A 26,999-nucleotide genomic window follows, 5' to 3' on the forward strand; every position below is an offset into this window, starting at 1 on the left:
CAGCCGTGGGCATGCCGGCCACGCAGGGTCGGCGCTGTGCAGGCAAGCGGCTCAGCGCTTGCCGCCCACTTCGATGAAACGCAGGAACTCGGCGCGGGTACGCGCGTCGTCGCGGAAGCTGCCCAGCATCTTGGAGGTAACCATGCTGACGCCGCGCTTGTGGATGCCGCGGGTGGTCATGCATTCGTGGGCGCCTTCGACGACCACGCCGACACCGATCGGCTGCAGCACATCCTGGATGCACTGGGCGATCTGCGCGGTCATCTTCTCCTGCACCTGGAAACGGCGGGCGTAGGCTTCGACGACGCGGGCCAGCTTGCTGATGCCCACCACCTTGCCGGCCGGCAGGTAGCCGACATGCACGCGGCCGATGATCGGCGCCATGTGGTGCTCGCAGTGGCTTTCGTACTCGATGTCGCGCAGGACGATCAGTTCGTCGTAGCCGGCCACTTCCTCGAAGGTCCGCTCCATGTAGGCGCGCGGGTCGTCGCGGTAACCGCTGAACCAGTCGCCATAGGCTTCGGCGACACGGCGGGGGGTATCCAGCAGGCCTTCACGGGACGGGTCCTCACCGGCCCAGCGCAGCAGGGTGCGCACGGCATCCTCGGCCTGGTCCTGGGTCACGTCGCCCTGCGGGGCGGCCTTTTCGTTGTTCTTGCTCATTGCGTACAGCGTCCCGAACGGGGGGCGAGCATCGTACCCGACCGGGGGGTGGGTCGTCCTGTTGGGACGGTTCATCGGGGGGTCTTTGGGGCGCCTTGTCTGGTACTGGGCTGGAGGGGGAGAGGGGGCTGCGCAGGACACGCCGTGAACCCATCCATGGGGCTCGATGGCGCCATCCATGGCGCCAACGGTCCTGCGCAGCCCCCTCTCCCCCTCCTGGACAGTTTCCTGCGGGCGCGACGAGGCCACCCGAAAGCGGGGGCAAAAGCTGGGGGTCATGGCTTCGGGGGCACTGCGCGCCGCTGCCTTGGTAGGTGCGGACCGTTGGTCCGCACTGCTTCGGCTCCCGCCCTTGCCTTTAAAGAGCCAACCCACCGCGCCCGCCGGGTGATGGGAGGGCAGCGGGGGCCGGGCGGGGCAGGACCGTCCGCGGCATGGATGCCGCGGCCGAGCCTTATCTGATCGGAATCTGGCAGCGTAGGCGTCGAGAGCCGGCGTGGGCCGCCGTGCGAGCCTAGATCTCGACGATCCGTAACCAGGATCGCGACGATCGCCATGTAGCTTGGCGCCCACGCCGGAATCTCCCTTGATCCGCCCGAACAGTTGCTGGAGCGACCACTCGAAGCGATAAGACTGGGCAAGCGGGGGAGCTCTCGACCCTTCCAGACTATACGGAGTCAGGTGATGAACGGGATCGGGATTGATGTCAGCAAGCGTCAGCTGGATATCGGTACGACGGACGGAGAAACCCTGCAGGTCGGCAACAACCGCTCCGGGTTTTCTGAACTGGATGTTTGGCTGAAGAAGCGTCCGACCAGCCAGATCGTGCTTGAAGCCACAGGTGGCTATGAGCAGCCTGTGCTGGATTTCCTGCACAAGGCCGGTCATCCGGTGGTCCGTGCCAATGCCTTGCGCGCCCGGAAACTGGCTCAGGGTCTGGGTCAGATTGCCAAAACCGACCGTTTGGATGCCTACGCGTTGGCGCAGATGGCCGCCCTGGTGAAGCTGCCTCCCTATCAGCCGCTGCAGTCTTGGCAGCAGAAGATGCGGGAGTTCGTTCGGGCACGTCGGCAGGCGATGGACGCCCTGACCATCGCGCGGCAGCAGCAGGAAATGGTGCTTGATCGTGAACTGCGCCGACTACTGCAAGGCAACATCACCCGCCTACAAACGTTGGTTGAGCGTCTGGGCAAGCAGATCGTCGAGCAGGTTGGTCAGCAGCCTCAACTGAAGATGCTGAAGTCGATGAAGGGCGTAGGGCCTGTGCTGCAGGCAGTTCTAGCCAGCTATCTGCCAGAGCTTGGCAGGATCACTGGCAAGCGCATCGCCAGCCTGGTCGGGGTAGCCCCGATGTCCCACGACAGCGGCACGATGAGAGGAAAACGAAGCATCCACGGTGGAAGAGCCGAAATCCGGCAAGTGCTCTACATGGCGGCAATGTCGGCCATGCGGCATGAACCTCGGCTGCGCGATTTTTACCAGTCGCTACGAGCCCGCGGCAAGGAAGGCAAGGTGGCCATCGTGGCAGTGATGCGGAAGATGCTGGTCATCCTCAACGCCCGTGTGCGCGACGCTGAAAGCGGGCTAGTCCCCGCCTGAGGCGAGCCAGGGCGAAAGACCAAAGGCTGCCGGCCAGCGGCCGGCACTACCGTGCCCGTTTACCTGACGGGCCTGAGACTCTCCAGCAACACAGTTGCTACAGGGACGTACTTGCGGCGTGTCCTGCACCGTCCGGCCCCCGCAGCCCCACCCGACACCAGGCAGGCGCAGCGCTTTCCTCAACACACCCGCCCATTCAGAAAAATCTATTGATAGGAATGAAATTAGTAGTATCCTATCTATCTCTTATGGACCGACCCCTCGACGAGCGCACCGTGCTGCAGATGCAGCTCAGCTCCGGCCTGCTTTACGCAGGGCGGCAGTGGCAGCGCCTGGCCGACAGCCGGCTCGGCAGCTACGGCATCTCCACCGCCTGCACCATGCCGCTGCTGATGATCGGCCGCTCCGGTGGCGGCATCCGCCAGGTGGCGCTGGCCCAGCAGCTGGGCATGGAGGGTCCTTCCCTGGTCCGCCTGCTGGACAAGCTGTGCGCCAGCGACCTGGTCCGCCGCGAGAGCGACGCCAGCGACCGCCGCGCCAACCTGCTGTGGCTGACCGACGCGGGACACGCGCTGGTCAGCGAGCTGGAAGACCAGTTGATCGGCCTGCGCCAGGACGTGTTCGGCGAGCTGTCCATCGATGAACTGCATGCCGTGCTGAAGGCATGGCGCCTGCTGGCCGAGGCCGCCGACCGCATCACGTAAGACCGCTGCCCCCGAATACCGCCGCTGCCGTGCACACGCCAGCGGCTTTTACCCGTTGCTGCTGTTTCGTTGTTCCTCCCCTCCCCCACCTCGCCCCCGCCCCTACCGATGCCCGGTGAATTCAGTCTCCACGGAGTGTTCGTCCCGACCCTGCTCGGGTTGATGTTGTTGGCCTATCTGGTCAACAGCGGCCTGCACGCGCTGCTGCAGCGTGCCGGCGCCTATCGCCATGTATGGCACCCGGCGCTGTTCAACCTGGCCCTGTACGGGATCGTGCTTGGCCTGCTGTTCCACCTCCTGCGTTGGATGCAATCGTGAACAAGATCGTGAAGAAGACCCTGCCGGTGCTGCTCACCAGCGCAGCCGTGATCGTCGCCCTGCTGGTGCTGCGCCAGCTGTGGGTCTATTACATGGATGAGCCGTGGACCCGCGATGCCCATGTCGGCGCCGACGTGGTGCAGGTGGCGCCGGACGTGTCCGGGCTGGTGGAAACGGTGCAGGTGGCCGACAACCAAGCGGTGAAGAAGGGTCACCTGCTGTTCGTGGTCGACCGAGCCCGTTACCGCATCGCGCTGGAGCAGGCCAAGGCCAGCCTGGGCGAGCGCCAGGCCTCGGTGGCACAGCTGCGCCGCGAGATCGGCCGTGACCGCAGCCTGCAGGACCTGGTCGCCGCCGAGGACGCCGAAGTGCGCCGCGCCAAGCTGCAGGCCGCACAGGCTGCACTGGCCACCGCACAGGCCGCGGTCGACCTGGCCGAGCTCAACCTGGGCCGCACCGAGGTGCGCGCACCGGCCGATGGCCGGGTCAACGACCGCACCATGCGCGTGGGTGACTACGTGGTGGCCGGCAAGCCAGTGCTGGCGCTGCTGGATACCGGCTCGTTCCGCATCGATGGCTACTTCGAGGAAACCCGACTGCGTGGCGTCGCGCCGGGGCAGCGCGTGGACATCCGCCTGATGGGTGAATCGACCCCGCTGCGCGGCCATGTCGAGAGCATCGCCGCCGGCATCGAGGACCGCTACCGCAGCAATGGCAGCACCCTGCTGCCGAACGTGACCCCGGCCTTCGACTGGGTGCGCCTGGCCCAGCGCATCCCGGTGCGCATCGCCATCGACGAGGTGCCCAAGGGCGTCGAACTGATCGCCGGCCGCACCGCCACGGTGACCGTGGACACCGGCCGCCACCCGCACAACGACAAGGCCGGCACCGCGCCGACACAGGCGGGCCTGTGAACGCCGCCCTGCCCCGTCTCGGCCTGATCGTCGCGCTGGCCAGCCTGGCCGCGTGCAGGACCGTCGGCCCCGACTACGCATTGCCGGAAGGTTCGGCGTTCAAGCGTCCGCAGGCCAATGCCGCCTTCATCGATACGCAGAACCCGCAGATTGCCGCCAACCAGGCGCTGCCCGACCGCTGGTGGTCGCTGTACAACGACCCGGTGCTGGATGGCCTGATCACCCAGGCGCTGCGTGACAACGTGGAACTGAAGGCCGCCGATGCGCACCTGCGCCGTGCCGCGGCGGTATACGAACAGGCGCTGGACGCCGGTGGCTTCGAGTATGAGGCCGAGGCCGGGATCAGCCGCGCACAGCTGTCGGCCGAATCGTTCCTGCAGGGGCACGAGCTGCCGGTGATCAACCTGGCCGATGGCAAGTTCGCGGTCAGTTACCAGTTCGATCTGTTCGGCAAGCTCAAGCGCGGCGCCGAAGCGGCCCGTGCCGACGAGCAGTCGGTCGCTGCGGCACGCGATCTGGCCCAGGTCAGCGTGGTCGCGCAGGTGGCCGACAGCTATCTGGAAATCTGCCACGCCAACCACGAACTGCACGTGGCCGAGCATTCCCTGCAGCTGCAGCAGCGCAGCCGCAGCGTTACCGAGCGCCTGATCGCGGCCGGCCGCGGCACGCCGCCGGAACTGGCCCGCGCCAATGCCCAGGTGGCGCTGCTGGAAGCTGCACTCCCGCCGCTGCAGGCGCAGCGCTCGGCCGCCGCCTATTCGCTGGCCGCGCTGCTGGGGCAGACCCCGGGCCAGCTGCCGGCCGGTGTGATCGACTGTGCACATGCCCCCAGCCTGGCGCAGCCGCTGCCGGTCGGTGATGGCCGTGCACTGCTGCAGCGTCGCCCGGACGTGCGCCAGGCCGAGCGCAAGCTGGCCTCGGCCACGGCGCGGATTGGTGTCGCCACCGCCGAGCTGTACCCGGACATCCGCCTGGGTGCCTCGCTCGGTGCCGCCGGCCTGCTGGAAGACTTCGGCACGCCGATGACCCAGCAGTGGTCGATCGGCCCGCTGATCTCGTGGACGCTGCCGTCCTCGGGCACCCACGCGCGCATCCACGCCGCCGAAGCCGGTGCTGATGCCGCGCTGGCCGAGTTTGACCACACCGTGCTGCAGGCGCTGCGCGAGACCCAGACCGCGCTGGACCGCTATGCGCAGGACCTGCGCCGGCTGCAGTCGCTGCGCATCGCGCAGGAGCAGGCCGCACTGGCCGCCGAGCAGAACCGTCGGCTGTACCAGGGCGGCCGCACGCCGTACCTGTCCAGCCTGGATGCCGACCGCAGCCTGGCCACCAGCGATGCCACCCTGGCCGCCGCCGAAGCGCAGGTCTCGCGCGACCAGATCCACCTGTTCCTGGTGCTGGGTGGTGGCTGGCAGGCCAGCGCCGCCGCGCCCAACGCCTCGACAGCAGCGAAGTAAGCCATGAACGCGCTGACCGACCGCCAGGCCTGGCTGTTCTCGATCAAGACCTACCTGGCCGCGGTGGCCGCGCTGTACATCGCCATGGCCGGCAACCTGTCGCGCCCGTACTGGGCGATGGGCACGGTGTACATCGTCAGCCAGCCGCTGCTGGGCCCAACCCGGGCCAAGGGCGTATACCGCATCGTCGGCACCCTGGTGGCCGGCCTGGCCACCCTGCTGGTGCTGCCGGCGCTGGTGGAAACGCCGCTGGTGCTCAGCGCGGCGATGTCGATCTGGCTGGCCGGCTGCCTGTTCATGGCCCTGCTCAACCGCGGCCCGCGCGGCTACGCGTTCCTGCTGGCCGGTTACACGACGGCCTTCATCGGCTTCCCGGCGGTGACCTCGCCGGAAACCATCTTCGACACGGTGGTGGCACGCAGCGAGGAGATCATCCTTGGCACGGTGGTGGCGGTGCTGTTCGCGTCGCTGCTGTTCCCGGCCTCGGTACGTCCGATGCTGCGCGCGCGCATCGGCAACTGGATGGAGGACGCCGCGCAGTGGTGCCGGCAGATCCTTGAACGTGGCCGCGCGCATGCGCCGCGCAACCGGCTGGCCGCCGACCTGGTGCAGTTCGAGGCGCTGATCGAGTTCCTGCGCCGTGATGATCCACGCCATGCCGGTTCGGCGGTGTCGATGGAGCGCCTGCGCGAGCGCATGCTGCTGCTGTTGCCGGTGCTGTCCTCGATTGCCGACCGCCTGAGCGCGTTGCGCAGCGATGGCCAGGCCCTGCCGGAAGGGCTGCCGGCACTGGTCGATGACATCCACGACTGGCTGGACGGGCCGACCAACGCCAGCGAGTACGCCCGCCTGCGCGCGCGCATCAGCGCACTGAAGCCGCAGGTGGACCGCGACCTGCAGCACCTGCAGCTGGCCAGCCTGCTGCTGCGCCTGGAGGAACTGGTGGACCTGTGGCAGGACTGCCGCACGTTGCAGCATGCAATCGACCACGGCACCGCGCCGCTGGACCGCGCGCACTACCGCATCCGCACCGAACGCGTGGCCGCCGACAAGCACGTCGACTACGGCATGGCGCTGTTCTCCGCGCTCAGCGCCGGCGTGGCGCTGATGAGCTACTGCGTGCTGTGGATCGCTCTGGGCTGGGAAGGTGGTGGCAACGGCGCGATGATGGCGGCGGTGACCGCCGCGTTCTTCGCCGCACAGGACGACCCGGCACCGAGCATGGTGTCGTTCCTGGTGTGGGCGATGGTCGCCTCGGTGGTGGCCGGTGTGTACCTGTTCGGCGTGTTCCCGGCGGTGCACGACTTCGGCCTGCTGGCGCTGGTGCTGGCGGTGGCGTTCCTGCCGCTGGGGCTGATGCTGCACCATCCGAAGAGCGCGCTGTTCGCACTGCCGCTGACGGTGAACCTGGCCGCGCTGCTGAGCCTGCAGAACACCTACAGCGCCAACATCCAGACCTTCCTCAACTCGTCCATCGCGATGTTCATCGGCATTGGCTTTGCGGTGGTGATGACCCGCCTGTTCCGTTCGGTGGGTGCCGAGTGGACCGCACGCCGCCTGGTGCGGCAGGGCTGGACCACGCTGGCCGAGGCCGCCGAAGGCCGTGGCCAGCAGGACCGCCAGCGCTTCGCCGCACGCATGCTCGACCTGCTGGGCCTGCTCGCACCGCGCCTGGCGGCGACGCCAGAGGGCAGCGACATCGCCTCGGTGGACATGCTCAACGAAGCGCGCATCGGCCTGAACATCCTGCAGCTGCGTCGCGCACGGCTGGAACTACCCGAGCGCAGCCGCGAAGCGGTCGAGCACATCCTGGAAGAGATCGCCGTGCATTACCGCCGTCAGATCGCCGCGCGCAAACCGATTGTGGCGGCCGAGGCGCTGCGGGAGCGGTTGGATACCTCGCTGGGCCGGGTCGGCAGCGTGGCTGCCTGCAAGGCCCGCGATGAAGCCCTGATGGGCCTGATCGGCCTGCGCTTCGCGCTGTTCCCTGAGGCCAAGGCATTGGCGCCGGGGCTGGCGGATGTCGGCGCGCCGTCCATGTAATGCGATCCGCCGGGCATGGCCCGGCGCTACCATCGTCATCCGGTAGCGCCGGGCCATGCCCGGCGTCCTTACGCCACGGCAACAGGACGGTTCAATGAGTTACGACATGATGGTGTTCGAGGCCAGTGCGGCCCCGCGCGAGGCTGCGGCTTTCATCGCCTGGTTCGAAAAGCAGACGCAGTGGAACGAGCGCCACGAGTACGACGACCCGGCGGTCAGCAGCCCGGCACTGCAGGCGTGGTTCGCGGAGATGGCACAGGAATTTCCGCCAATGAACGGGCCGCTGAGCAACGACGAGGACGACCGTGCCGAGGTGACCGAGTACAGCATCGGTAGTCAGGTGATCTACGGCGCGTTCGCCTATTCGGTGGCCGAACGTGCGCATGGCCGCGTGCAGGACCTGGCCGAGAAGCACGGCGTGGGCTTCTTCGACGTGAGTGCCGACGAAGCGGCGATCGTGTTCCCGGATGGCCTGGTATTGATCGCGGAGTAACTGGGGTCGGAGCCCGTTCCCGTTGGGGACGGGATCCGACCCCGCGTCAGAACAGCTGGCCCTGCACGGTGGGCTGTTCGATGCGCGCCGGTGCTTCAGCCACCTCTTCCGCACCCAGCCGCCAGGCCAGACCACCCAATCGGCTGGCGTGGCGCTTCAATGCGGCCTGCAGCACATCCGCGCTGCCGGCCACATGCAGCACCTGGCGGGCGCGGGTCAGGCCGGTATAGACCAGTTCGCGCGACAGCACGCGGCTGTCCTGGCGCGGCAGCTGCAACCACACTTCATCGAACTCCGAGCCCTGTGCCTTGTGCACGGTCATTGCGAAGGCGCTTTCATGCGCGGGCAGTGCGGCCGGGTGGAAGGCGCGCGGCTGGTCGACGCTGTCGCCGGGGAACCAGGCCACCATCGCGCCGCTGCCATCGCGCAGGCAGATACCGATATCGCCGTTGAACAGGCGATGACGGTAGCTGTTCTCGGTGACCAGCAGCAGGCGACCCTGGAAGTAGCCGGGGGTGTTGCCGGCCAGCAGCTGTTCGATGCGGCTGTTGAGCCCGCGCGCGCCCTGCGGGCCTTCGCGCAACGCGGTCAGCACGCGCAGGCGCCCGGCCTGCTGCAGGGCAAACACTGGATCGGCCGCGTCGGCCAGTGCACGCCAGTGGCCCAGCAGGTGCTCGCGCTGGCCGCGCAACGGGTCGGCTTCGCCTTCGTGGAAGTGCACGCCCGCCAGTTCACCGCTGCGCAGCAGCTGCAAGGCGGCACTGCTGTCGCCTTCGCGCACGGCATGCGCCAGCGGTGCCAGGTCCAGTGCATCGCTCTGCCGGTAACCGCGCTGCAGCTGCACGCGGCGGCCGGCGAAGGCGCGTGGTGCGGCCTGTGGCTGCAAGGTGGCCGGCGCCAGCAGGCCGTGCAGCGCTTGGGCGTCATCGGCGCGGGTGCCGATGCCATCACCGCTGGCACGCAGGATCGCGCTGAGCACGTCGCCGGCCTCGACCGAGGGCAACTGATCGGGATCGCCGAGCAGGATCAACCGGGTGCCGCTGGCGATCGCGTCGACCAGCTTGGCCATCATCGGCAGATCGATCATCGAGGCTTCGTCGACCACGACCACATCCACCGGCAGCGGATTGTCGGCGTGGTGGCGGAAGCGCGGTGAATCGGGAATCACGCCGAGCAGGCGATGCAGGGTGGTGCCGGTACTGGGCAGCGCCGCGCACAGCGCCGGGTCCAGTCCTTGTTCCTGCAGGCGTTGCACAGCCACACGCAGGCTCTCGGCCATGCGCTCGGCGGCGCGCCCGGTAGGCGCGGCCAACGCCACCTCGGGCAGCGGCTGGCCGGCGTGCCGGGCCTGTGCGGCCAGCAGCAGCAACAGGCGCGCGATGGTGGTGGTTTTGCCGGTGCCGGGGCCGCCGGTGACCAGCGCCAGCGGATGGCGCAGGGTCACGCCGGCGGCGCGTGCCTGATGATCTTCGCCGCCCAGTGCCTGCGGGAACAGCTGCGCGAACAAAGGCGCCAACGCTGCCATGTCCGGCGCCGGCAGCGGATGCCGGCCGATGCGCTGCAGCCCAGCCGCCAGCTGACGCTCGTACTCGCGATAGCGGCGCAGGTAGAGCAGGCCGTTCTCCAACACCAGCGGCGCATCCTCGGCGATGGCGTCGGCCTGCTCCGGCGTCGCGACCCACGGCGATGCGCACAGCTGCTCCAGCCAGTCCTGCGCGGCAGGCCACTCGGGTACGCCTTCCAGCAACCGCTGCGGTTGCGCCGGATCGAACGCAGCATGGCCTTGCGATATCGCCAGCGACGCAAGCGCAGCCGCCAGCGCCACGCTCTCGGGCGTGTCGTCGCGCAGCCGCTGCAGGCTGGTCGCCAGTGCATGGTCGAGGGTGCGCAGCAGGCCCTTCTGGTGCAGTTCCTTCAGCAGGCTCATGCACTGGCTCCACGGGCACGCGCAGCCAGTTCGGCCTGGGCCTGTTCGCCACCGGCGAACAACGCATCCAGGGCATCCACCAGCGCCAACGGGAAGCGGTCCACATGCACACCGTTGCCGGCGGCATCCAGGCCGCGGCAGAACAGATAGCGGATGCCGCCCATGTCGCGCTCGTAGTCGTAGGCCGCACCCAGGCGGAAACGCAGCCAGCGATGCAGGGCCACGGTGTAGATCAGCGCCTGCAGGTCGTACTCGCTGTGGCGCATGGCAATGGCCAGCAGGTCCGGGCTGTAACCAGGCAGCCGGTTGGACTTGTAGTCGAGCACGTACCAGCGCCCGTCGCGCACATAGGTCAGGTCGATCATGCCGGTCATCAGCCCTTCCAACCGGCGGCGCTGGCCGAAGCCGCGTCGCGTGCTGGAAACACCGTGCACATGCAGCACCTGCAGCAGCGCCGGCACCGTGGTCGGCTCGATGGCGAAATGGAAGTCGATTTCCGCGCGACGCTCGCCTTCACCCAGGCTGTGCAGCGCACCGCCTTCGGGCAGCGGCACGGTCAACGTGTGCCCGACCAGCGGCACCAGCACCGCCACGCCATCGTCCAGGTCGGCATCGGCATAGCCTTCGTCGTGCAGCGCCTTGCGCAGCACCTCGGCTTGGCCCTCTGGGGCTTGCAGGCCCGGCTGCCAGTCACCCCAGGCAGCGAAGTCGACGTTCTCCATCGCTTCGTGCAGCACGTTGCCGAAGCGACTGCCCATGAAGCGCGGGTCGACCGGTGTGCTGTCCTCGGCCGCCGCAGCGGGTTCCGGCAGCGCCGGTTCCAGCGGCAGTTCCGGGCCGGCCGGTTCGTCGGCGGCGGGCGCCGGCAGCTCGGTGGCGGCGGCCTCGATATCACCCCCAGCGCCCGCATCGGCATGCGCCAGCTGGGTGAAGCTGTACACCCACCAGTCGTGCGGCACGCGCCGGGTCAGGGCACGCACCGCCGGAAGGTCGCCTTCCACTTCGGCCGCCAGCTGCGGCAGCGCGGCCGCTGCCTCACCGTCATCGATGTGCACATCGGCGTGCGCGCGCAGCGCCTGCAGGTCACCCAGCAGCGGCGCCAGCCGCGTCTTGCCGAGCCCGGCCAGATCACCCACGGCGATCCACAGCGCATGCTCGGCACGGGTCAGTCCCACATACAGCAGGCGCGCATCCTCGGCCCGCTGCTCGCGCTCACGTTGGCTGCTGGCCGCTTCCCAGGCCTCGTCCTTGTCCAGCTTCCAATGCAGCTGGCGCTGGCCGCCCACATGCACCGTGCAGTGCGAGGCGGTGTTCGGTGCGCCGCCGTCGATGCCGACAAAGGGCAGGAACACCAGCGGATACTCCAGGCCCTTGCTCTTGTGGAGGGTGATGATCTGCACGCGGCGCGCATCCGATTCCAGGCGCAGCAGCTGCTGCTCGTCATCCTGATCGGCGCTGGCCATCTGCCCCTGCAGCCAATCCAGCAGGCCGTGCATGCCCAGCGCCTGCGCCGAGGCTTCCTGCAGCAGTTCGCCCAGCTGCAGGTAATTGGTCAGGCGGCGCTCGCCATCGATCAGCGCCAGCAGGCGTTCGCCCTGTGCGGCACAGACGTCGGCGATCACTGCGAACGGTCCGCCGCGCTGCCAGCGCTCACGCCAGTGCAGCAGTTGTGCCTGGAACTCGCGTTGCAGGTCGCCCTCGCGTTCCATCGCCGCTATCGCACTGGCCCGCTGGCCAAGCAGCACGGTGGCCAGCACCGCACGCAGGCGGCCTTCGTCGGCCGGTTGCAGCAGTGCCAGCAGCAGCGCGCGGAGATCACGCGCTTCAGGGGTGGAAAACAGGCTCTGCTTGCCGGCCGCCACGGCAGGGATGCCGACCGCTGCCAGCGCGCGCTGCACCAGCGTGGCCTCGCGATGCGAGCGCACCAGCACCGCGATATCACCGGGTTGAACCGGGCGTCCACGCAACACGGCATTGCCCGCACGCGCCTCGACCAGGATCTGGTGAATCGCAGCCACGCAGGCCTGGGTCGCGGCATCACGCGAGGCGTCCGCACTCATCGCCTTGTCACCGCCACTGCGCAGCACGCGCAGGGTGAGTGCCGTGGCGGCATGGCCATCACGCTGGTAGTCCTCGTCGATGCGCACGCCACCGGGGCGCACCGGCTCGAACTGGATGTCGCGTTCGAGGAAGGCGTCTTCGCCACCGTTGTCGTACAGCGCCTGCAGCGCGCGCAGCACCGCCGGGCGTGAGCGGAAGTTCTGGTCCAGCACCGGCGCCTGCTGCGCCACCTGCTTGGCCTTCAGGTAGGTGTGGATATCACCGCCGCGGAAGCCGTAGATCGCCTGCTTGGGGTCGCCGATCAGGAACAGCGCCGGCGCCAGGCCGAGTTCACGCACCTCCGGCGAATCGCCGAACACGGTGTGGAAGATGCCCCACTGGCGATCGTCGGTGTCCTGGAACTCATCGACCAGCGCGATGCGGTACTGCGCACGCAGTTGTTTCACCAGCGTCAACCGTTGCGGGCCTTCCAGTGCCAACGCCACGCCATCGATCAGGTCGTCGTAGGTCTGTACCCGGCGCGTGCGCTTCAGCGCCTGCAGGCGCTGCGTGGCTTCGGCGCGAAGCGCGTGCAGGAAATTCAATGCAGTGGCACGCAACCAGGCATCGCGTTCGGCCAGCAGCGCTACATAGCGCGCCAACGGTTCCTGCAATAGCGACGACGGCGTGCGGTCGAGGAATTTCTTGTTGGTCTTGTCGGCCAGCCCATCCGGCAGCAGCGCCGGCAGGCGCTCGCTGGCCAGCAGCTCGCGCGGGTCGCCGCGCTCAGCCCAGGCCAGCAGCTGTCGGCCCAGCGGGTGCAGCCAGCCCAGCTTGTAGGACACGCCGTTGATCCACTTGTTGTCGACGGCATCGCAGAGGTCGATGAAGAACTGCTCGCCATGTTCGCGCACGCTTGCGGACAGTGCCTCGGCCGCGCTCTGCAGCGCCGGGTGTGGATCAGCCAGCGTCACCGGCTGTGGCAACGGGTGCAGTGGCGGCGTGCCCAGCAGCGCGCGCAGATCGGCCGCCAGCGCGTCCGGGTTGGACCACAGCCAGGTCAGCGGCTCCAGCGTGGCCGGGTCATTGGCATGCACGCGCCACAGATCAGCGGCCAGCTCCTCCAGCAGTTCACGATCGCTGGCCAGCAGTTCCGGCGGATCAAAGGTGTGGCCGCTTTCCAGCGCATGCTCGCGCAGCACGCGGGTGCAGAAGCCGTGGATGGTGAAGATGGATGCCAGGTCGATTTCGTCGGCAGCCACCTGCAGGCGGCGCTTCAATGCAGAGGCGCTCTCGGAGCCGCCCTGCAGATGACGCTGCAGCACGTCGCGGGTCAATCTCGCGTCGGGTGCTTCACCCTCGGCCGGTTCCAGATCGACCAGGCGCGCGGCCAGCGCCAGGCGCTCACGGATGCGCTTGCGCAGTTCCTGGGTGGCCGCATCGGTGAAGGTCACCGCCAGGATCTGGCCGATGCGAAGGCCCTGCTCCACCACAAGGCGGGTGAACAACGTGGCCAGGGTGAAGGTCTTGCCGGTGCCTGCGCTGGCTTCGATGAGGCGGATGCCGTCCAGCGGCAGGGCCAGGTAGGGATCGCCCGCCATGCGCTGGGTTTCCTTGTCTGCGATGGCGGTGTTCATGCGTTGCCCTCCTGGCGTGCTTCGGTGCCGAGAGTGCGGCCTTCGCGCACCGCGCTGAAGACCACCTGGCTGTTGCGCAGCAGCTCGGCATAGCTGGCATCGGTGGCGAACGGGTCGGCACCGCGCAGCAGCAGCTGCCAGGCGTCGCTGCTGGATTCGCCCCAACTGCGGTCGCTGCCATGCCACTGCTTCCAGCCTTCGCTGCGCTGTTTTTCTGCCGGTGCGTTGTACAGCACCCAGCCGGTATACGGGGCAAAGCGCAGCGGCTCACGCAGGCCGCGCTGGCGCAATTGCAGCAGCGCACGCAGCGCGGCGCGTGCAGCGGGGGCGCTCAGTGCTGGCAGCACATGCGGGCCGGGACCGGCGTCACCGCCATCGTGGAACTGCACCAGCGGCAACGCATCGCCGGCGGCGTTGGCCAGCAGCCAGTCCAGGCCCTGGCGGATCACTGCATTGCCATTGAGCGTGCCGGCCCGCAGGCGCACCAGCCCTTCGGGATGCCGATCAGCCACGCGGCCGTGCAGGCGCACGCCGTCGATGTCCACTTCGTAGCGACGGCTTTCCAGCGGTTCGCCCTGCATCCAGCCCAGCAGCGCACTGGCATACGGGCGCGTCTTCAACTGCTCCACCTCGAACTGGCGCTCGCCCAATGGACCCGACGGCAGCAGTCCACGCGCGCGCAGTCGCGGATACAGCGGCTCGGAATCGCCGCTGAGCGTGGCGCGCACCACGGCCGCCTGCACGCTGCGCTTTTCCGGGCCGCGCGATGACAGCACCAGCGGTTCCAGGTCATCGACCTCCTCGACATCGTCGGCCAGGCGCAGGCCCAGCGACTGCGCGAGGAACTGCCCGGCCGGGTCGCACAGGAAACGGCGCAGGGTATCGAGCGCGACCTCGTCTTCCACTGCATCGTCGAGCGGCGGCGGCAACGGTGCGTCGAACCACGGCTGCAGGCCGCCGCGCTGGCCGGTGAGGCGGCCGGCAGCCGGATGCCACTGGCGGCGATAGCTGAAGCGACGCGGGTCGCCATCACCGAATGCGGCGGGCGAGAACGGCTGCAAGGCATGGCGCACGGTGAAGTCGCGGACCGCCGCAGGCGGATCGAGGTGATACGCAGCGGCGGCATCGATCAGTTCACTGACCAGCACCGACGGCTCGCGCACGCTGCCATCGCGCGGATCGGCGCCGAGATAGCTGAGATAGAACACCTCCTGCGCGGCGGCGAACAGCTGCAGGAACAGGAAACGGTCGTCCTCGCGGGTGGAGCGGTCGCCCGGTCGGCGGCGCGGCGTGTCCAGTTCGGCGGTGAGCTGGTTGAGACCGGCCGCCGGGTCACGGCGCGGGAAATCGCCATCATTGAGGCCCAGCACGCAGATCACCCGGAATGGCAGCAGGCGCATCGGCACCATGCGGCCGAAACTGATGCCACCGGTCAGCAGCGGTGCGCGCGTATCGGCCTCGGACAGTGCACCGGCAAAATGCGAACGCACCACCTCCGGCGGCACGCCGTCTTCGAAACCGGCCTTGGCGGCATCGTCGGCAAACTGGTTCAGCAGCTTGCGCAGGCGCTCCAGCGCGCGCTGGCTGTTGGGCGAACTCGGCGCGGTCGGCAGCAGCGCATCGAGCAGCGACAGCAGGCGCTGCCGCCACTGCGCCGGGGTCAGCAGCTCACCGAGGCGACGCTGATAGACCGCCAGCACGCGCAACAGGCGCAGCAGCCGGTCCAGCGCGTCCAGCGCGCCGCCTTCCAGTTCGATCCACGGTGCGACACCCGCCAGGTCGGCCTCGCTGCCGGTGGCATGGCCGAGCACCAGGCGATCCAGTGCGAACTGCCAGGTGTAGGCGTCGTCGGCCGGCGCCTGGTGCTGGTGGCGGTGCTTCGCATCCAGGCCCCAGCGTGCACCGGCCTGCTGCAGCCAGCCATGCAGGCGGTCGAAGTCCACCGCTTCCAGCCCGGCCGCTTCGGCCAGCGGCGCGCTGGCCAGCAGGTCCAGCACTTCATTCAGGCCAAAGCGCGAGACCGGCAGGCCCAGCAGGTGCACGAACACATCAGCCAGCGGTTCACCGGCCAGCGGGCTGCTGTCGGCCAGCGCATAGGGGATGTGCTCCTCCTCGCCACCACGGCCGCCGAACACCGCTTCCAGGTACGGCACGTAGGGATCGATGTCCGGCGCCAGCACCGCGATCTCGCGCGCCTGCAGCGGCGGGTCGAAGCGCGGGTCCTGCAGCAGGCTGCGCAGCTGGTCGTGCAGCACCTGCAGTTCGCGCAGGCGGGTGTGGCAGGCGTGCACCTGCAGGCTGGGGTCGTCGCTGCGCAGGCCGTCGCGCAGCTCGCCCGAGGGCAGCGCGCGGCGGTGGAACAGATCGCGTTGCAGGCGATGCAGCAGGCTGTCGGACAGGCCGCCTTCGTCCAGGGTCGGCCGGGTGTCCTCCTCCGGATCGGAATAGGCCGCAATCTCGCCGGCCGGGTGCACCACCTCGTAGCTGCCCAGCACCGCCATGAAGTCGCGGCCCGCCGCGCCCCAGGCTTCCAGCAGGCGGTTCTCGCCGGCCGCTTCACCGAAGGGATCGGGCGCGCCGCTGCGCAGGCGCTCGGCCAGTGTCTGTAGGTCACCCCAGTACGACTGCACCGGGGTGGGCATATAGAAATGCAGCTCGCCCACCCGCGCCTGGGTGGCCATCACCCGCAGCACGTCGGGCGAGATGTTGAGCGTCGCGAACGCAGACATGCGCGGCGGCAAGCCCTTCGGCAAGGGTTGGCCGGCCCCTTCGAAACGGTCCAGGTATTCCTGGATGCGGCGCGCGCGATAGTCGTGGCCGTGGGTGATGGTGCGCCACAGGATCGCCTGCGGGTCGGCCGGATCGGCACCGGCGGCCCAGCGCAGCAGCCAGTCACGGCGCCAGGCCTGGTACTTCTCGAACACCGAGGCCAGCTCGCCGGCCAGCGCCCACGGCTTCAACGCGTCGCCACCGGCAAGATAGGACTGCAGCGCGCGCATCGGTGGCTGCGCCAGCAGTGCCGGGTCACGCAGTGCCTGGTACAGCTTCCAGTGCAGGCCGGCTGCATCCAGGTCGTCCTGCTCGCCGCTGATGTTGGCCTTCAGCGCGCGGGCCACGAATTCGCCCGGGGTGAGGAATTCGAGGTTGGCGGCAACGCCGAATTCCGCGGCCAGTGTCGCTTGCAGCCAGCGCCGCATCGCCACCTGCGGGATCAGCACCACCTCCGGCGCCAGCAGCGGCTGGCCAGGAACGGGCGCACGCACATTGCGCGCCAGCAGCGCGGCCAGCACGTCCAGGGAGTTGGAATGGTAGAGGCGGAAATCGCTGCCCGGGTCACTCATCGTGCACAGTGTGCAGCACGGCACGCAGTATTCAATGATCCGGGCCATCGCCGGTACGGATTGTTCCGGGACCCCTGCCGATTGTCCCGGCCTGCGCGAGGCCTTGCCGTGCAACAATACTGGACCGTCCAGTCTGCTTATGTTCAGCAGACGGGCCCGATCCTTCGATGTCTAAAAAACGTTAATGGTGCCCATGTCGGCTTCCGCCTCCAGTCTGGTGCAGTTATCCAACGTCCGCATCGACCGGAGCGGGCGCACGATCCTGCGCGACGTGTCGCTGCAGGTGCCCAAGGGCAGCATCACGGCGGTGCTCGGTCCGTCCGGCAGTGGCAAGTCGACCCTGCTGGCGGCGCTGACCGGCGAACTGCGCCCGGTCGCCGGCGAGGTCACCCTGTTCGGCAAGCCGATTCCGCACGACAGCGGCGCGCTGCTGGAAATGCGCAAGAGCGTGGGCGTGCTGCTGCAGGGCAATGGCCTGCTGACCGACCTCACCGTGGCCGAGAACGTGGCGCTGCCGCTGCGCACCCACACCCGCCTGCCCACTGCGGTACTGCGCCGGCTGGTGCAGATGAAACTGCATGCGGTGGGCCTGCTGGCCGCCGCCGATGCCTGGCCGCGTGAGCTGTCCGGCGGCATGGCGCGCCGCGTGGCGCTGGCCCGCGCGCTGGCACTGGACCCACCACTGATGATCTACGACGAGCCGCTGACCGGGCTGGACCCGATCGCCTCGGGGGTGATCATGAGCCTGATCCAGCGCCTCAACCACAGCCTTGGCCTGACCAGCATCATCGTCAGCCACCACGTGCACGAGACCCTGCCGATCTGCGACCAGGTGATCGCGATCGCCAATGGCGGTGTCGTGTTCCAGGGGTCTCCCGAAGCGCTGCAGTCCAGCCAGGATCCGCTGCTGCGGCAGTTTCTGCATGGCCAGCCCGATGGCCCCATCCCGTTCGATGCCGCACCGCGTGCGAGGGTTGCCTGATGCCGTTCGTGCAAGCCACCCGTTCACTGGGCCGCGCCGGCCTGTTCTCGCTGACCGTGCTGCGCGGTTCGCTGCCGACCCGTGATTTCCTGGCCGAGCTGACCCGCGAGATCTACAAGATCGGTGCGCGCTCGCTGCCGATCATCGCCGTCGGCGGTGCCTTCGTCGGCCTGGTACTGACCCTGCAGGGCTACCGCACGCTGACCACGTTCGGTGCGGCCGACGCACTATCGACCCTGCTTGGCCTGTCGCTGTACCGCGAACTGGCACCGGTGCTGACCGCGCTGCTGTTCATCGGCCGCGCCGGAAGCTCGATCGCCGCCGAACTGGGCCTGATGCGCGCCACCGACCAGATCAAGGCGCTGGAGCTGATGGCCATCGACCCGGTGGCCAAGGCCGTCGCGCCACGCTTCTGGGCGGCGGTGCTGACCGTGCCGCTGCTGACCGGCATCTTCTGCTCGCTGGCAATCAGCGCCAGCTACTTCGAAGCCGTGCACGTGCTCGGCCTGGACAATGGCGTGTTCTGGTCGGCGCTGCGTGGCAGCGTGGACTTCTGGGACGACTTCGGCGTGGCGATGCTGAAGTCGGCGATCTTCGGCGGCACTGCCGCGCTGGTGGCCGCCTATGTCGGCTTCCACGCCGAACCGACCATTGAAGGCACCTCGGTCGCCACCACCCGCGCGGTGGTCAACGCCTCGCTGCTGGTGCTGATGTTCAACTTCGTGCTGTCGGCAATGTTGTTCACCTAACCCCTCCATCGGCGGCGCGCATCGGCGCGCGGCCACCACGACTGATCAGGTACTCCACATGGCCATCCGCGGTCCCAGACTCGAATTTTCCGTCGGCGCCTTCCTGCTGCTGGCCCTGGCCTCGCTGATGGTGCTGGCCGTGGCCTCGACCAACCAGCGCTGGAGCTGGGGTGGCGAAGGCTATGAACTCAAGGCCCGTTTCTCCCAGGTCGGCCAGCTGCGCAAGCAGGCGCCGGTGAAGATCGGCGGCGTCACCGTTGGCCAGGTCGCCGCGATCGACCTGGACCCGGTGAAGTTCGAATCGATCGTGACCCTGCGCATGGACAGCAAGGTCAAGGATCTGCCGGCCGACACTTCCGCCGGCATCTTCACCAGTGGTTTGCTGGGCGAGAGCTATATCGGTCTTCAGCCCGGCGGCGATCCGGACGTGCTCAAGCCCGGTGAGGAGATCGTCTTCACCCAGCCGGCGGTGGACCTGATCCAGCTGGTCGGCAAATACATGTTCAGTGGCGGCGCCGGTGGCGGCGCTGCTCCGAAGCCCAACGATGGCGCGCAGGCGCCTGCAACGGAACCGCAACCATGAAGATGAAACTGATCCCGGCCCTGCTCGCCTCGTCGCTGCTGCTGGCCACCCCGTTCCTGGCCCAGGCGCAGGCCAGCGCTCCCGCCGCTGCCGCGACGCAGGGCCAGGCCGGCAAGGTGGTGATCGATGCCAGCAGCCGCATCCTGGCGACGCTGCAGCAGCGCAAGAGCGAGTTCACCAGCAACCCGGCCAGCCTGCGCAGCTACATCGACAGCGAACTCAACCGCACCTTCGACCGCGACTATGCCGCGCGCCTGGTGCTGGGTACCCACGCACGCGGTGCCGCCGATGCGGACATCAAGCTGTTCGCCAATGCCATGGCCGATAACCTGATGCAGCGCTACGGTTCGACCCTGCTCAACATCCAGGGCAAGCCGAGCTTCCGCTTGAAGAGCGAGAGCCCGCTGCCGGGCAACCGTGGCGTGCGCGTGCTCACCGAGCTGGTGCGCGCCGGCAGCGAACCGACCCCGGTGGAGTACTGGATGCGCAATGAAGGCGGCCAGTGGAAGATCTTCGATGTGAACATCGAAGGCATCTCCTACGTGCAGACCTTCCGCAACCAGTTCGATGCTCCGCTGCGCCAGAAGGGCATCAAGCAGGTGGCCACCGAGCTGCAGAGCGGCAGCATGCAGGCCGGGCCCGCGGGCAATGGCAAGTAACGCGCTGGCGCTGCTGGAAGGCGACACCCTGCGCCTGCGCGGGGTGCTGGACCGTGCCGCGGTGATCGCGCTGTGGCCGCAACTGCAGGCACTGCCGGCGAAACTGGCACGGCTGGAGCTGGGCGAGGTCGAGCGCGTGGACAGCGCCGGCCTGGCCCTGCTGGCCGAGCTGGCCGCGCGTGCACGCACGAGCGGCCATCCGCTGACGATCTCCGGCGCGCCGGCCGGCTACAACGAATTGAGCGCGGCCTACCGGCTGTCGCCCGACCTGGATTTCAACGCTACTTCTGCTGCGAGCTGACATGAACGTCGTACGCACTCTCCCCCTGATCGTCCTGGCCACCGCCCTCACCGCCTGCGCCGGCAAGCCCGCGCGCAGCGATGCACCGGTTGCCAGCACCGTGGTCCCGGCCAGCACCACCGCCGAGGCGCCAGCCGTCGATACTGCAACGGCCGAAGCCGGCTCGGCAGCGCCCGTTGCCAGCCCGCCGGCTGCGGCCAGTCTGCCTCCGGCCGCGGCCGCTTCCAGCGCCGACACCGACGCTGCGAAGACCGCAGCCGCCACCGCACCGGGCGGTGACGACGACTTCGACGCCCTCTACGGCGGTGCCGGCAACACCGGCAGTGCAGCGGCCTACGACCCGTGGGAACCGTTCAACCGCAAGGTGCACAAGTTCAACAACGCAGTCGACCGCGGCGTCGCCCGTCCGCTGGCCACCGCCTATACCCACGTGGTGCCGCGCTTTGCGCGTACCGGCGTCAGCAACTTCTTCAGCAACCTGCGTGCGCCGGTGACCATCACCAACCAGCTGCTGCAGGGCCGCGGTGGCGATGCCTGGGACAGCCTGGGCCGCTTCCTGATGAACAGCACGCTGGGTATCGGCGGCCTGTTCGATCCGGCCAGCAAGGCGATGGTGCCGCGTCGCAATGAGGACTTCGGGCAGACCCTGGGTGCCTGGGGCTGGCGTCGTTCGCGTTACGTGGAACTGCCGTTCTTCGGCCCGCGCACCGTGCGCGATGTGTTCGGCCTGGCCGGTGACATTCCGCTGTCGCCGATCCGCCGCATCGAAGAGGACAAGCTGCGCATCGGCCTGCAGGGCCTGCAGCTGGTCGATACCCGCGCCCAGCTGCTGGCGATCGACGACCTGCGCGACACCGCCGTGGACGAGTACTCGCTGGTCCGCGACGCGTGGATGCAGCGCCGCAACTACCAGATCGAGAACGATCTGCGCAGCAAGCGCGACCGTGGCCACGACGATGCCAATTCGCCGATCCCGGTCGATGCGATGCCGATGCCGCAGTGGACGCACTGAGTCCTTCCATCGGCGCATGAAAAACCCCGCCTCGGCGGGGTTTTTCTTTTGCGGCCCTGGATGGGGTCGGAGCCCTTTCCCATGGAAAGGGATCCGACCCCGACCGATCAGGCGGCCAGCGCGGCTTCGATCGCCTCGCGCACGCGCGCATCGTCAGCGGCCACGTCCGGGGCGAAACGGGCGATGACCTTGCCATCACGGCCGACCAGGAACTTCTCGAAGTTCCACAGCACCGCCGGTGCCGGATGGATCGGAATCTCCTTGCTGGCCAGGCGCTCGCGCAGCGGGCCTTCACCGATCGACTGCGGCTGGGCGGCGGTCAGCTGCTGGTACAGCGGGTGGGTGTCGTCACCGGCCACGCTGATCTTGGAGAACATGGGGAAGCTGACGTCGTAGGTGAGCTGGCAGAACTGCTGGATTTCCGCCTCGCTGCCCGGCTCCTGGCCGAGGAAGTTGTTGGCGGGGAAGCCCAGCACTTCCAGGCCCTGTGCGTGCTTTTCCGCATACAGCGCCTGCAGGCCTTCGTATTGCGGGGTCAGGCCGCACTTGGAGGCGACGTTGACCAGCAGCAGTACCTTGCCCTGGTAGTCGGCAAGCGAGGACGGCTGGCCGTCGATGGTGGTGAGGGAAATGTCCTGGATCGGGGTGCTCACGCGGGGCTCCGGCAACAGCGGGGAATGGCCCACCAGCATAGCGCCGCGCGATGCCGGTAGTGCCGGCCGCTGGCCGGCAATCATGCGACCGTTCGCAAGGGTTCATGAGGTTGCCGGCCAGCGGCCGGCACTACGATCAATCCACGCAGATCGTGCCCAGCGCCTTTCCATCCTCGATGCGCTGGCGGCAACCGAAGTTCTGGCTGGCGTCGCGCTGGCAGGTACCGGTGGCCGCACTGCCGGCGGCCACTTCGCCCGTGGCCAGGCACTGGCCGGTGCAGTCGCTCTTGCGGCTGCAGGCCTTGCCGGCATCAGCATGGGGAATCACGCATTGCTCGCGCTGCAGCCGGCCGAGCCGCTGCAGGGTGCCACCCGCTGCCTGGCAGTCGACGTCACGCGCTTCGCGGTACGCCTCGGCTGCTTCAGGGCTGGTGGCTGCGGCAGGTGTCGCCGCCGTATCGGCAGCCGGCGGTGCGCTGCTGCAGGCGGCAAGCAACGCGGTCAGGACGAGGCTGGTACAGAGGCACAGGCGCATGGCGGTACCTGATCGAGACGGACAGGCCGCCAGCATACGCATCGACGATGCAGGCGGCGTGTCCGCGTGACTCAGGTCTCGTCGGTGTCGCCGTCGCTGCCTTCGTCCTCGCCCGCCGCATCACTCTCGGCCAGATCGCCCAGCAGCGACTGCGCCTGTTCGGATGCCAGCGACTCCACGCCACGCAGGCGCCGTTCGATCGTACGCGTCTTGCGGCTGGCCTCGCCGATGCTGCGACCAACCGTGGTGATCTGCTTCTCGGCCTTTTCCAGGATACCGGCGAACTTGCCGAACTCGCTCTTCACCGCACCCAGCAGGCTCCACACCTCGCTGGAACGCTGCTCGATGGCCAGCGTGCGGAAGCCCATCTGCAGACTGTTGAGCAGGGCGGTGACCGTGGTTGGCCCGGCCACCACCACGCGGTGCTCGCGCTGAAGCAGATCAACCAGGCCCGGGCGCCGGATCACTTCGGCATACAGGCCTTCGGTGGGCAGGAACATCACCGCGAAGTCGGTGGTGTGCGGCGGCGCGATGTACTTGTCGCAGATCGACTTCGCCTGCACGCGTACCGCGCGCTCCAGCTGGATGCCTTGCAGGCGCACACCCTCGGCGTCGCCCTGCTCCTGCGCGTCCAGCAACCGCTCGTAGTCCTCACGCGGGAACTTGGAGTCGATCGGCAACCACACCGGCGTGTCGTCGCCGCTGCGACCTGGCAGGCGCACCGCGATATCAACCATCTCGCCGCTGTCCGGGCGCACCTTCACCGCACGTGCGTACTGCTCCTGGGTCAGCGTCTGCTCGAGAATGTTCTCCAGCTGCACTTCGCCCCAGCTGCCGCGGTTTTTGACGTTGGTCAGCACGCGCTTGAGGTCGCCGACGCCGGTGGCCAGCTGCTGCATCTCGCCGAGGCCGCGCTGCACCTGCTCCAGGCGTTCGGAGACCAGCTTGAAGGAATTGCCCAGGCGGGTTTCCAACGTCGACTGCAGCTTCTCGTCCACGGTGTGGCGCATCTGCTCCAGCTTCTGCGCATTGTCGTTCTGCAGCGCGCGCAGCTGTTCTTCCAGGGTCGTGCGCATTTCAGCGATGCGTTGCTCGTTGCGCTGGGTCAGTTCCTGCAGGCGCAGGCCCAGGCTTTCGGTCAGGCGCTGCTGCGACTGCGCACCTTCCTCGCGACCCTTGCGCGCATCGTCCACCAGGGTCTGGCGCAGCGCGCCGAGCTGGGTATCGGTGCGCCCGGTGAGTTCCTGCAGCTGCTGGCCGAAGGCATGGATGCGTGCCTCCTGCTGCTGGCCGAACACTTCCAGCTGCGCGCGCAGTTCCTGCAGGCGTTGGCCCATCAGCGCACCACTGCGCTGCTGGCTCTCGGCCGCTTCGGCACGCGCCTTGCGCGCGTCTTCGCCGAGCGCTTCGCGCAGCAGGTCCAGGCGCTGGTCGGTGCGGGTGGACAGATCGGTCAGCGCACGGGCGAAGCCATCGAGCTGTTCGCGCAGTTCGCTGCGCCCGGAGCGCGCTTCCTCACGCACGGCCTGTTCCAGGCGGTCGTGCGGCGGGCGGCGCAGCAGGGCGACCAGCTGCAGGATGAGCACGGCCAATAGAAGGCCGCCAATAAGCAGATATTCGGTTTGCATGGGGCAAGTGTAGGCTGGCCGAGTCTCAACTGCTGCGTCAGGACCATGCTCACCCTGTACGGAAAGGCGACCTCGATCAACGTGCGCAAGGTGCTGTGGCTGGGCGCCGGGCTGGATCTCCCGCTCCACCACGAACCGGCGCCATCGCCGGCGCTGCTGGCCACGCTGAATCCGAACCTGCAGGTACCGGTGCTGCGCGATGGCGACTTCGTGCTTTGGGAATCCAACAGCATCTGCCGCTATCTGGCCGTGCGTGGCGGCCGCGACGACCTGCTGCCCGCCGCCCCCCAGGCCCGCGCCCGGGTGGAGCAATGGATGGACTGGCAGGCCAGCGACCTCAACAGTGCCTGGCGGCAGGTGTTCATGGCCCGTGTCCGCCGGCATCCGGATCATCCGGATGACGCCCGCGCCGAGGCCAGCCTGGTGCAGTGGAACCGGCTGATGGGCGTCCTTGATGCACAGCTGGCCACTACCGACGGCTACGTGGCGGGCAACACCTTCACGCTCGCCGACATCGTGCTCGGGCTGTCGACCCAGCGCTGGCGCAGCACGCCGGGCAACAAGCCGGCACTGGCACAGGTAGAGGCCTGGTTCGAGCGCCTGCGCCAGCAGCCCGGTTTCGCCGAGTACGTCGACAACGGTGTGGCCTGAGGCAGGGGTCAGATCCCTTCGGCGCGGAAACAACCTGCCTTACCAGCCTTCCAGCACGATCTTGCCCTTTGCGCGATGGCTCTCCAGCAGCGCATGCGCGCGCCGCAGGTTGCCCGCGTCGATGCGGCCGAAGTGCTCGCCCAGGGTGGTCTGCAGCACACCGCCATCGATCAGCTCGGCCACCCGGTTCAACAGATCGTGCTGGCGTTGCATGTCGGCGGTGCGGTACAGCGGCCGGGTGAACATCGATTCCCAGTGCAGGGACAGTGCCTTGCGCTTGAGTGCCATCACATCCAGCTGGCCCGGATCATCGATCAGCCCCAGCTGGCCCTGCGGCGCCAGCAGTTCCACGATCTGCGCGTAGTGCTGGCCGGTATGGGTCAGGCTGGCCACGTGCTGTACCTCGCTGATGCCAAGCCGTGCCAGGCCTTCGGCCAACGGCAGGCTGTGGTCGATCACATGATGCGCGCCCATCGCATAGACCCAATCCTGGGTATCCGGACGCGAGGCGGTGCCGATCACGGTCAGCTTGGTCAGCTTCCGCGCCAGCTGCACCAGGATCGAACCAACGCCACCGGCAGCACCGATCACCAACAGGGCCTGCCCTTCGCCACCGCCCTCGGGAATGCGCAGGCGGTCGAACAGCAGCTCCCAGGCGGTGATCGCAGTCAGTGGCAACGCGGCGGCGGCGGCATCACCCAGACTGGCCGGCTTGCGGCCGACGCTGCGTTCGTCCACCAGCTGGTACTCGGCATTGCTGCCCGGGCGGTCGATGACGCCGGCGTAGTAGACCGCGTCACCGGGCCGGAACAGGGTCACCTCGCTGCCCACCGCGTCGACGATGCCGACCGCGTCCCAGCCCAGCACGCGCGGGCCGTCGGTGGCCACGCCGCGGCGGACCTTGGTGTCGACCGGGTTCACCGCCACCGCGCGCACCGCCACCCGCAGGTCACGCGGGCCGGGCTGCGGCAGCTCCAGTTCGATGTCGATCAGGGCCTGGGCATCATCGATCGGCAGGCCGGCATGGGTATAGGCAATGGCGCGCATGGCAGCGGTCCAGTGGGGAAGGAGGCGACAGGTTGCGCCGCGCATGGCCCCGCAGAAAGGCGCAGAATCAGTCAGCACTTTCACTCTGGCAATGAAGATGATCCGCTTCGACGACCTGCAGCTGTTCGTCCGCACCGCCGCACTGGGCAGCTTCTCGCAGGCGGCACGCGAGGCCGATCTGCTGCCTGGCCAGGTTGCTGCGGCAGTGGCACGGCTGGAGCGCGAACTGGACCTGCGGCTGTTCGTGCGCACCACCCGCAGCCTGCGCCTGACCGGCGAGGGCGCCCTGTACCTGCCCTATGCACAGGAAGTGCTGGCTACCCTGCGTGAGGGCCAGGCGCGCGTGCAGGGCGAGGATGCCGAACTGCATGGCACCCTGCAGCTGTCGGCGCCGTCGGACTTCGGCCGCAACCTGCTGCTGCCGTGGCTGAGCGCCTTCCGCGCCGCGCACCCGCGGCTGCGCCTGCACCTGCGCCTGTCCGACGAAGTGGCCGACGTGTTCCGCGATCCGGTCGACGTGGCGATCCGCATCGGCCACTTCGACGACGCCAGCTACGTGGCGTTGCCCCTGCTGGAAGGCAACCGGCGCGTGCTGGCAGCCGCACCCGATTACCTGCAGCGGAACGGCATGCCCACGCGCCTGGAGGATCTGCGCGAGCACGATTGCCTGGTCTATCAACTCAATGGCCGCGCCTACGATCGCTGGTCGTTCGACGTGGATGGACGCCGCGTGGTGATGCCGGTGCGCGGCCCATTGGTCTGCGACGATGCCGACGTGGTGCGGCGCTGGGCGGTGGCCGGCGAAGGCATCACCTACAAATCCTGGCTGGACCTGCGCGAGGACGTGCTGGCCGGGCGCCTGCAGCTGCTGCTGGATGGTGTTGGCAGCAGCATTCCGCTGCAATTGGTGTGCCCGCACCGCAAGCAGTTCTCGCCGGCGGTACGGCAACTGCACGCGCAGCTGCGGCAGCACCTGCAACCGCTGCTGTCTGGCATGCCCAGTGGCCTCACCCGCCCCCTGTCGCCAACTGCGGCGCTGGCCGACAATGGCGGCCCCCCGTAA

The 26,999-nt window shown here is 68.4% G+C and carries 23 protein-coding genes; 15 read left to right on the forward strand and 8 right to left on the reverse strand.

The features are described from left to right. Positions 1 to 51 precede the first annotated feature (51 nt). Positions 52 to 663, reverse strand: a complete 612-nt coding sequence (gene folE, locus AC3ITW_RS22075) for a GTP cyclohydrolase I FolE (protein ID WP_004141296.1) — start codon at positions 661 to 663, stop codon at positions 52 to 54. Between the two features lie 684 nt (positions 664 to 1,347). On the opposite strand from folE, the gene AC3ITW_RS22080 reads away from it, so the two are divergent. The 7 genes from AC3ITW_RS22080 (at position 1,348) to AC3ITW_RS22110 (ending at position 8,191) form a co-directional block, all read left to right on the forward strand. Continuing rightward, positions 1,348 to 2,262 carry an IS110 family RNA-guided transposase gene (locus AC3ITW_RS22080; protein ID WP_489389826.1) on the forward strand — a complete coding sequence of 305 codons (915 nt, stop codon included), beginning with the start codon at positions 1,348 to 1,350 and terminating at the stop codon, positions 2,260 to 2,262. Positions 2,263 to 2,510: 248 nt separating this feature from the next. After that, a complete protein-coding gene (locus tag AC3ITW_RS22085) occupies positions 2,511 to 2,966 on the forward strand; it encodes a MarR family winged helix-turn-helix transcriptional regulator (RefSeq protein ID WP_065723985.1) in 456 nt (151 codons plus the stop codon). 108 nt (positions 2,967 to 3,074) lie between these two features. Further along, positions 3,075 to 3,284 carry a DUF1656 domain-containing protein gene (locus AC3ITW_RS22090; protein ID WP_010487502.1) on the forward strand — a complete coding sequence of 70 codons (210 nt, stop codon included), beginning with the start codon at positions 3,075 to 3,077 and terminating at the stop codon, positions 3,282 to 3,284. Beyond that, positions 3,281 to 4,198 carry an efflux RND transporter periplasmic adaptor subunit gene (locus tag AC3ITW_RS22095; RefSeq protein ID WP_161994221.1) on the forward strand — a complete coding sequence of 306 codons (918 nt, stop codon included), beginning with the start codon at positions 3,281 to 3,283 and terminating at the stop codon, positions 4,196 to 4,198. Before AC3ITW_RS22090 ends, AC3ITW_RS22095 begins: the two co-directional genes overlap by 4 nt. Next, the gene (locus AC3ITW_RS22100) at positions 4,195 to 5,655 is read left to right on the forward strand and encodes an efflux transporter outer membrane subunit (RefSeq protein ID WP_100435665.1); all 1,461 of its coding nucleotides are present in this window, start codon (positions 4,195 to 4,197) and stop codon (positions 5,653 to 5,655) included. Before AC3ITW_RS22095 ends, AC3ITW_RS22100 begins: the two co-directional genes overlap by 4 nt. A 3-nt stretch (positions 5,656 to 5,658) precedes the next feature. Next, the gene (locus AC3ITW_RS22105; protein ID WP_100435664.1) at positions 5,659 to 7,698 is read left to right on the forward strand and encodes an FUSC family protein; all 2,040 of its coding nucleotides are present in this window, start codon (positions 5,659 to 5,661) and stop codon (positions 7,696 to 7,698) included. Between the two features lie 94 nt (positions 7,699 to 7,792). Then, positions 7,793 to 8,191 carry a hypothetical protein gene (locus AC3ITW_RS22110; RefSeq protein WP_012512539.1) on the forward strand — a complete coding sequence of 133 codons (399 nt, stop codon included), beginning with the start codon at positions 7,793 to 7,795 and terminating at the stop codon, positions 8,189 to 8,191. A gap of 46 nt (positions 8,192 to 8,237) precedes the next feature. On the opposite strand, the gene recD is transcribed toward AC3ITW_RS22110, so the two are convergent. From recD to recC, 3 genes are read right to left on the reverse strand one after another with little or no spacing between them, the layout of a single operon-like run. Further along, complete coding sequence (recD, locus tag AC3ITW_RS22115) at positions 8,238 to 10,118, reverse strand: exodeoxyribonuclease V subunit alpha (protein WP_100435663.1); 1,881 nt, start codon at positions 10,116 to 10,118, stop codon at positions 8,238 to 8,240. Further along, the gene (recB, locus tag AC3ITW_RS22120; RefSeq protein ID WP_100435662.1) at positions 10,115 to 13,795 is read right to left on the reverse strand and encodes an exodeoxyribonuclease V subunit beta; all 3,681 of its coding nucleotides are present in this window, start codon (positions 13,793 to 13,795) and stop codon (positions 10,115 to 10,117) included. The genes recD and recB overlap by 4 nt, the downstream gene beginning before the upstream one ends. After that, the gene (gene recC, locus AC3ITW_RS22125) at positions 13,792 to 17,136 is read right to left on the reverse strand and encodes an exodeoxyribonuclease V subunit gamma (protein ID WP_100435661.1); all 3,345 of its coding nucleotides are present in this window, start codon (positions 17,134 to 17,136) and stop codon (positions 13,792 to 13,794) included. Before recC ends, recB begins: the two co-directional genes overlap by 4 nt. 193 nt (positions 17,137 to 17,329) lie before the next feature. Here recC and AC3ITW_RS22130 point away from each other — a divergent pair, with 193 nt between their 5' ends. From AC3ITW_RS22130 to AC3ITW_RS22155, 6 genes are read left to right on the forward strand one after another with little or no spacing between them, the layout of a single operon-like run. After that, the gene (locus AC3ITW_RS22130) at positions 17,330 to 18,118 is read left to right on the forward strand and encodes an ABC transporter ATP-binding protein (RefSeq protein WP_032973917.1); all 789 of its coding nucleotides are present in this window, start codon (positions 17,330 to 17,332) and stop codon (positions 18,116 to 18,118) included. Beyond that, entirely contained in the window at positions 18,118 to 18,867 is a 750-nt protein-coding gene (locus tag AC3ITW_RS22135; RefSeq protein WP_006404088.1) for an MlaE family lipid ABC transporter permease subunit, read from the forward strand. Before AC3ITW_RS22130 ends, AC3ITW_RS22135 begins: the two co-directional genes overlap by 1 nt. Positions 18,868 to 18,925: 58 nt before the next feature. Then, positions 18,926 to 19,450 (forward strand): outer membrane lipid asymmetry maintenance protein MlaD, encoded by a 525-nt coding sequence (gene mlaD, locus AC3ITW_RS22140; RefSeq protein WP_006404090.1) that lies wholly within the window; start codon positions 18,926 to 18,928, stop codon positions 19,448 to 19,450. Next, positions 19,447 to 20,109: an MlaC/ttg2D family ABC transporter substrate-binding protein gene (locus AC3ITW_RS22145; protein WP_006404092.1), complete on the forward strand. Its 663-nt coding sequence runs from the start codon at positions 19,447 to 19,449 to the stop codon at positions 20,107 to 20,109. Before mlaD ends, AC3ITW_RS22145 begins: the two co-directional genes overlap by 4 nt. After that, complete coding sequence (locus AC3ITW_RS22150) at positions 20,099 to 20,410, forward strand: STAS domain-containing protein (RefSeq protein WP_065723991.1); 312 nt, start codon at positions 20,099 to 20,101, stop codon at positions 20,408 to 20,410. The genes AC3ITW_RS22145 and AC3ITW_RS22150 overlap by 11 nt, the downstream gene beginning before the upstream one ends. 1 nt (position 20,411) lies before the next feature. Further along, on the forward strand, positions 20,412 to 21,422 hold the full coding sequence (locus tag AC3ITW_RS22155; protein ID WP_100435660.1) for an MlaA family lipoprotein: 1,011 nt from the start codon (positions 20,412 to 20,414) through the stop codon (positions 21,420 to 21,422). Between the two features lie 107 nt (positions 21,423 to 21,529). Here the strand turns inward: AC3ITW_RS22155 and AC3ITW_RS22160 are convergent, their stop codons facing one another. The 3 genes from AC3ITW_RS22160 to AC3ITW_RS22170 form a co-directional block, all read right to left on the reverse strand. Continuing rightward, complete coding sequence (locus tag AC3ITW_RS22160) at positions 21,530 to 22,075, reverse strand: glutathione peroxidase (RefSeq protein ID WP_012512546.1); 546 nt, start codon at positions 22,073 to 22,075, stop codon at positions 21,530 to 21,532. 136 nt (positions 22,076 to 22,211) lie between these two features. Continuing rightward, positions 22,212 to 22,610, reverse strand: coding sequence for a hypothetical protein (locus AC3ITW_RS22165; RefSeq protein WP_046983826.1), 399 nt, complete (start codon positions 22,608 to 22,610; stop codon positions 22,212 to 22,214). 71 nt (positions 22,611 to 22,681) lie between these two features. Further along, positions 22,682 to 24,238, reverse strand: a complete 1,557-nt coding sequence (locus AC3ITW_RS22170) for a DNA recombination protein RmuC (RefSeq protein WP_012512548.1) — start codon at positions 24,236 to 24,238, stop codon at positions 22,682 to 22,684. Positions 24,239 to 24,283: 45 nt separating this feature from the next. Here AC3ITW_RS22170 and AC3ITW_RS22175 point away from each other — a divergent pair, with 45 nt between their 5' ends. After that, complete coding sequence (locus tag AC3ITW_RS22175; RefSeq protein ID WP_100435659.1) at positions 24,284 to 24,889, forward strand: glutathione S-transferase family protein; 606 nt, start codon at positions 24,284 to 24,286, stop codon at positions 24,887 to 24,889. A gap of 39 nt (positions 24,890 to 24,928) precedes the next feature. On the opposite strand, the gene AC3ITW_RS22180 is transcribed toward AC3ITW_RS22175, so the two are convergent. Continuing rightward, a complete protein-coding gene (locus tag AC3ITW_RS22180; protein ID WP_065723995.1) occupies positions 24,929 to 25,936 on the reverse strand; it encodes a zinc-binding alcohol dehydrogenase family protein in 1,008 nt (335 codons plus the stop codon). 91 nt (positions 25,937 to 26,027) lie between these two features. On the opposite strand from AC3ITW_RS22180, the gene AC3ITW_RS22185 reads away from it, so the two are divergent. Further along, entirely contained in the window at positions 26,028 to 26,999 is a 972-nt protein-coding gene (locus AC3ITW_RS22185) for a LysR family transcriptional regulator (protein ID WP_041864606.1), read from the forward strand.

This window comes from Stenotrophomonas sp. KH_052 (genome assembly GCF_057838755.1).

Bases quoted from the DNA above. Each gene is read 5' to 3' on its own strand.
- AC3ITW_RS22175 (WP_100435659.1), top strand. From the start codon at position 24,284: ATGCTCACCCTGTACGGAAAGGCGACCTCGATCAACGTGCGCAAGGTG.
- AC3ITW_RS22180 (WP_065723995.1), bottom strand. From the start codon at position 25,936: ATGCGCGCCATTGCCTATACCCATGCCGGCCTGCCGATCGATGATGCC.
- AC3ITW_RS22090 (WP_010487502.1), top strand. From the start codon at position 3,075: ATGCCCGGTGAATTCAGTCTCCACGGAGTGTTCGTCCCGACCCTGCTC.
- recC (WP_100435661.1), bottom strand. From the start codon at position 17,136: ATGAGTGACCCGGGCAGCGATTTCCGCCTCTACCATTCCAACTCCCTG.
- recB (WP_100435662.1), bottom strand. From the start codon at position 13,795: ATGAACACCGCCATCGCAGACAAGGAAACCCAGCGCATGGCGGGCGAT.
- AC3ITW_RS22165 (WP_046983826.1), bottom strand. From the start codon at position 22,610: ATGCGCCTGTGCCTCTGTACCAGCCTCGTCCTGACCGCGTTGCTTGCC.
- AC3ITW_RS22085 (WP_065723985.1), top strand. From the start codon at position 2,511: ATGGACCGACCCCTCGACGAGCGCACCGTGCTGCAGATGCAGCTCAGC.
- AC3ITW_RS22080 (WP_489389826.1), top strand. From the start codon at position 1,348: ATGAACGGGATCGGGATTGATGTCAGCAAGCGTCAGCTGGATATCGGT.
- AC3ITW_RS22105 (WP_100435664.1), top strand. From the start codon at position 5,659: ATGAACGCGCTGACCGACCGCCAGGCCTGGCTGTTCTCGATCAAGACC.
- AC3ITW_RS22145 (WP_006404092.1), top strand. From the start codon at position 19,447: ATGAAGATGAAACTGATCCCGGCCCTGCTCGCCTCGTCGCTGCTGCTG.
- mlaD (WP_006404090.1), top strand. From the start codon at position 18,926: ATGGCCATCCGCGGTCCCAGACTCGAATTTTCCGTCGGCGCCTTCCTG.
- AC3ITW_RS22130 (WP_032973917.1), top strand. From the start codon at position 17,330: ATGTCGGCTTCCGCCTCCAGTCTGGTGCAGTTATCCAACGTCCGCATC.
- AC3ITW_RS22135 (WP_006404088.1), top strand. From the start codon at position 18,118: ATGCCGTTCGTGCAAGCCACCCGTTCACTGGGCCGCGCCGGCCTGTTC.
- folE (WP_004141296.1), bottom strand. From the start codon at position 663: ATGAGCAAGAACAACGAAAAGGCCGCCCCGCAGGGCGACGTGACCCAG.
- AC3ITW_RS22185 (WP_041864606.1), top strand. From the start codon at position 26,028: ATGAAGATGATCCGCTTCGACGACCTGCAGCTGTTCGTCCGCACCGCC.
- recD (WP_100435663.1), bottom strand. From the start codon at position 10,118: ATGAGCCTGCTGAAGGAACTGCACCAGAAGGGCCTGCTGCGCACCCTC.
- AC3ITW_RS22110 (WP_012512539.1), top strand. From the start codon at position 7,793: ATGAGTTACGACATGATGGTGTTCGAGGCCAGTGCGGCCCCGCGCGAG.
- AC3ITW_RS22150 (WP_065723991.1), top strand. From the start codon at position 20,099: ATGGCAAGTAACGCGCTGGCGCTGCTGGAAGGCGACACCCTGCGCCTG.
- AC3ITW_RS22155 (WP_100435660.1), top strand. From the start codon at position 20,412: ATGAACGTCGTACGCACTCTCCCCCTGATCGTCCTGGCCACCGCCCTC.
- AC3ITW_RS22170 (WP_012512548.1), bottom strand. From the start codon at position 24,238: ATGCAAACCGAATATCTGCTTATTGGCGGCCTTCTATTGGCCGTGCTC.